3 protein-coding genes are annotated in these 5,085 nt (G+C 37.5%); 2 read left to right on the top strand and 1 reads right to left on the bottom strand.

The window, feature by feature from the left end:
• Nucleotides 1-1,305 (top strand): sodium:proton antiporter (locus tag GSY74_RS05145; RefSeq protein ID WP_164664035.1); only part of this gene is annotated, 1,305 nt, incomplete at its 5' end.
• A 13-nt stretch (nt 1,306-1,318) separates the two neighbouring features.
• Here GSY74_RS05145 and GSY74_RS05140 read toward each other — a convergent pair.
• A complete protein-coding gene (locus GSY74_RS05140) occupies nt 1,319-1,918 on the bottom strand; it encodes a trimeric intracellular cation channel family protein (protein ID WP_164664034.1) in 600 nt (199 codons plus the stop codon).
• Nucleotides 1,919-2,047: 129 nt separating this feature from the next.
• Between GSY74_RS05140 and GSY74_RS05135 the strand changes: the two genes are divergently transcribed.
• Nucleotides 2,048-5,080 (top strand): DEAD/DEAH box helicase, encoded by a 3,033-nt coding sequence (locus GSY74_RS05135; protein WP_164664033.1) that lies wholly within the window; start codon nt 2,048-2,050, stop codon nt 5,078-5,080.
• Nucleotides 5,081-5,085 lie beyond the last annotated feature (5 nt).

Here is a 5,085-nt window from a genome sequence, read left to right as displayed (position 1 = left end):
ATATCCATTGAATCCCAAAAGTACCTCAAAATTCCTTCACCCATCACTCTGATAAGTTTGAGTTACCTTTTTTACTATATGTTTCCAAATATGGTGCTATTTTCAGAAGCGACATTTGCCAATTTGGTTCTATTCCTTATTCCTATCCTTATCGCCTCGGATGCCTTGCAACTAAAACTTGAAGATTTAAAGAAAAATGCATTGAGTCTGCTCTATTTGGCTGTTCTATCTGTGGCTATCTCTATCGCATTTGGTATATTTACTGCAAACACCTTTTTCGCAGAGTATCATCTCTCTACAGGAGCAATTATCGCTCTGTTTGCTATGGTCTTGGCGACCGACCCTGTCTCCGTGGTCTCTGTTTTCTCTAGCTTCAAAGTTCCTCATAAGCTCAAAATCTTAGCAGAGGGTGAGTCTCTATTTAATGATGCCACAGCACTTATCATCTTTGTATTTATCGCTATTCCAATGATGAATGGAGCTGATATAGGAGCTGTTGATATAGCTGTAGTGAGTCTAAAAGTTCTCTTCTTCTCCGTGATTATTGGACTACTAGTTGGTTATCTTGGAGTCTTTTTGATGCGACTAACACAAGACCCAATGAGTGAGTTGGTGCTTATATTGCTAACAGCCTATGGAGCGTTTGAGGTGGCTGAACATTTCCATCTAGCAGGACTTTTAGCTGTAATCGTTGCTATTATCACACTCAATACCATTACCCAAAAGTCTTTTGACAAGGTATCAGATAGAGTGAGAAAAGCTCGAAGAATTGTTGATAAAACTAACCAAAGCAAAAAAATCTTCTCAACAAACTTTATGAGTGGACTCACTAGAAAACTAAGCTCGGATGTAAGTCATATTGAACGACACAAACAGAACTTGAACTATGTGGCAGTGTTGGCACTTCTTGCCAATACTTTTCTGTTTATGTCGATGGCAAGTATCGTTCATCTTGATATGCTTTTGAAATATCAAACAGAGATACTCTTAATGTTTCTAATAACGACACTAATTCGTGCATTTATGATGGGAACTTTTGGGATTGTCTCCAATCTTACAACCAAAATGACAAATATCGGAGTGCGTTGGTGGTCGGTTCTACTCTTTGCGGGAATCAAAGGGGGACTTTCTATTGTTATGTTGCAGATGCTACCAGCAGGGTTTGAACACAAAGAGATGTTTGATGCGATTGTAATTGGGGTGATATTAATTTCTACTTTTGTTTATGCTTCTGTGTTGGTGGGGATTATTATGTTTAATAAGAGGTCGTTTGATAAAGAGGTAGATGCAGAGAGGCATCATTAAGATGCTCTTTTCTCTACTTCAATGGTATAGACCAGTGTCTATAATAAGCAAGTAGTCGAATGCTCACACCCAATAGAAAAACAAGAAGTAGAGTAGGAAAAGATATTTGCTCATAGAGGCTGAGTATGTAGAGGATAAACCCCACCAAAAGAGAGACGGTTCCATAAAATCCTGTTTTGAAGATAAAGGGAACCTCGTTGATAATCACATCACGAATAATCCCACCACCTACTGCCGTGATAAAAGATAAGACCAAAACACCTGTAATGTTCAGATGATTCTCTATCGCGATTAATGCCCCTGTGATGCTAAATGAGATGAGTCCAATGGAGTCACTTATGATAAACCACGGCTTGTTCTCAATGCTCTCTTTTTTGTGAAATTTAAAAAGTATTAGTAGAATCATTACCACTAAAATAGTGACAGCAGGAGCCGTGTGGATAAAGGTATAGGGTGTTTTGTCTACCAGTATATCGCGTATGATTCCTCCACCTAGTGCTGTTAAGAATACGGAGATAAGTACACCTAAAAAGTCTAGTCTGTTTCTTGCACCGACGAAAAATCCACTGATGGCAAAGGCGATGATGCCGATGTATTCTGTGATTTCGAACATTTTGGTTTCCTTTGAGATTTTATTAATAGTGATATTCTATATTCTTTTCTGTTAAACTCAAATTTTTAACTCACCTTAAACCATTTTTTCACTATCATTACTTCAAAATTTAAAATTTAGGTAATGGTTATGACTGATTTACATATCACCCTCAATGACATCCGAGACAATTTTGACCAAAGAACCATATTGCGAGGCAATGAATATTATCTTGATGGTCGAGTGATGGAGGTTAAAAGCTATAAGACCACTAGTTATAAACTCTCTTCACCCATTACTACTATTTTTTCAAAAGTGAGTGGCAGTTATAACTATGAGCAGAAGATAGTGATGCCCAATGCAGATAACAGTGAGGTAGAGGGAGAGTGTACTTGTCCTATGGGGTACAACTGTAAACATGTAGTGGCAGTGCTTTTTCAGATTATGAGTGAGCATCGCCCTAGTCCAAAAGTTCGGGAACATAAGGATATAGTTGATGTCCAAGCTCAAAAATGGTTACATAAGTTTATAGCGATAAATAAGGATACGGTAAGTAGCCAAAAAGAGCAACAGGAGTATTTTTTAATCTATAGACTTTTTGAGCATAGATTTAATTATGACAAGAGCGATATTGAGTTTTATAGAGCCATGACTCTTAAAAGTGGTAATCTATCAAAAGGAAATATTCTTAAGAGAGATAACTTCTTTAATGACTATAAGAGAAAAGAGTATCTTGATGATGCAGACAGAGATATTATAGGCTCTCTTTCAAGTATAATGGGTCATTATCGCTATTCTCGAACCATAGAGTTTGAAGGTGAGTATGGAGCATCTCTTCTCAAAAGATTAGTAGCAACCAATAAGTGTTATTTTCAATCTAGCTCAAAAGCATTAGTGTTTATTGAGACTAAAAAAATATTAACCTTTTCATGGAGGGAGGGAAATACAAAGAGTAAGTTGGTCTCAAATTTGACTCCTGATGAGTATCTCATCTCTAAAACTTCTCCTGCTTTGTGTATTAATAGTGTTGAAAATTTGATTTATGAGATAGAGAGTGAGTACAATCGTGAAACTTTGGATTTTATGGTTAATGCTCCTGAACTTCCTAACAAAAGTCTTGTAAATCTCACTCAAAGAGTTTTAGAAGAGTTACCAAATGTGAACTTTCCTCTCCCTTCTAAGTTTGAGTTAGAGGAGTTGAAGACCACACCAAAGCCTCATCTCTATATCTATGGACAAAAAAATTTAAATAAAACTATGCACCTTATGGAGCTTGGTTTTTTATATGATACCCACAAGATAGCCTCATATACCCAAGGTTCAACAGCAATTCAAAACAGAGAGAATCAAACTGTAAAAATTATAAGAGATATAGAAAAAGAGCAGGAGTACAGAGGTGTAATAGAAGAGGCAGGGTTTGCGTTTGAACCACAGGTATCTGCCTATTTAAGCTTTGCTAACCCCTCTATGCAAGTAGCCATTGAACGATGGCGACACTTTACTGAGGAGCAAGCCCCACAGCTAAGAGAGAGAGGGTGGGAGATAGAGATTGCTAATAACTTTAATTATAAATTTGAGTATATGGAGACTATCACCGTAGAGAGCAGTGAATCTGGCGATACCAATCCTTGGTTTGAACTCTCATTTTCAGTCGATATTGGAGGTCGTACAGTGGCTCTTTTGCCGATTGTTGCTTCACTGTTGCAGGAGTTTGATAGTGTGGACGAGCTACCTGAAAAACTTAACTTGGAGCTTGAAGAGGGTAATTTTTTGCATATCAACGCCAAAGATATTAGACCCATTTTACAAACTATCTTTGAACTCTTTGATAAGAAAGAGGGAGACAATCTTATTATCAAACCATTTGATGCTCACCTTTTGGACATTGATGAAGATGCTGATATTGTTTGGAAAGGGGCAAAAGAGCTAAAGGCACTCTCACAAAAACTCAAAGATTTTAAGGGGATAGAACAGGTTCCCCCCTCACCCAATCTACAAGCCGAGTTACGAGAGTACCAGCAGTTTGGGCTTGATTGGTTAAACTTCCTGCATGAGTTTAATTTTAGTGGGATTCTGGCAGATGATATGGGGCTTGGAAAGACGGTGCAGACACTGGCATTTTTGCAACTGCTGAAACATAGAGGAGAGCTTAATAAGCCCAGTCTAATTGTGATGCCAACTTCTCTGATAGGGAATTGGAAAAATGAGATTAAGAAGTTTACCCCTGATTTGACCTTTTTAGAGCTTTATGGTGTTGACAGGGCTAAACAATTTGAACAGATGGAGCAGTTTGATATTATCTTGACCACCTATCAACTGGCACAACGAGATGAGGAGAAGTACCAAAAGAAAAAATTTCTCTATATTATTCTTGATGAAGCCCAAAAGATAAAAAACCCAAAAACCAAGATGGCAGTGGCAATAAAATCTTTTAACTCACAATATAAACTAGCACTTAGTGGAACACCTATCGAGAACCATTTGGGTGAGTTGTGGTCTATTCTTGACTTTTTGATGGGTGGATTTTTGGACAACTTAAAAACCTTTAAATCTTTCTATCAAAACCCAATAGAACAGGAGTATGACCTCAAAAGAAGAGAACTTCTCAATAAAAAAATAGCACCGTTTATCCTGAGAAGAACCAAAGAGGAGGTGGTCAAAGAGCTACCACCCAAAACAGAAATCATCAAACGAGCCAAATTTAGCAAAAAACAGGCTAAACTCTATGAGAATATTCGTGTGACGATGGAGAAAAAAGTAAGAGAGGCGATAAAAGGTAAGGGGTTGTCTCGAAGTCATATCACGATACTGGATGCTCTGCTAAAACTCAGACAGGTCTGCTGTCACCCACAACTCTTGAAACTAGAGAGTGCGAAAAGTATCAAAGAGTCAGCTAAACTAGAGATGTTTTTGGAGCTGATAGATGACCTCAATTTGGAAGGGCGAAAAGTATTGGTCTTTTCACAATTTACCTCGATGTTGAGCATAATAGAAGCTGAGATTAAAAAGAGAAAAATTGCCTACACCAAACTAACAGGCTCTACACGAAAAAGAGAAGAGGCGATAAAAATTAGCAGTATATATTTTGATTTATTCATAATAAGCACTCTTTATAATATTCTAATCCAACGGAACAACCTTTTCAACTTTTTGAAGAAGCGATCCTGTTTCAACCAACTCTGATACCT

Origin of the sequence: Sulfurovum sp. bin170, assembly GCF_010892395.1 — a bacterium.
Classification (GTDB): domain Bacteria; phylum Campylobacterota; class Campylobacteria; order Campylobacterales; family Sulfurovaceae; genus UBA1140.
Note: the sequence above shows the minus strand (reverse complement) of the source record. Positions and strands in the feature narration are given on the sequence as shown.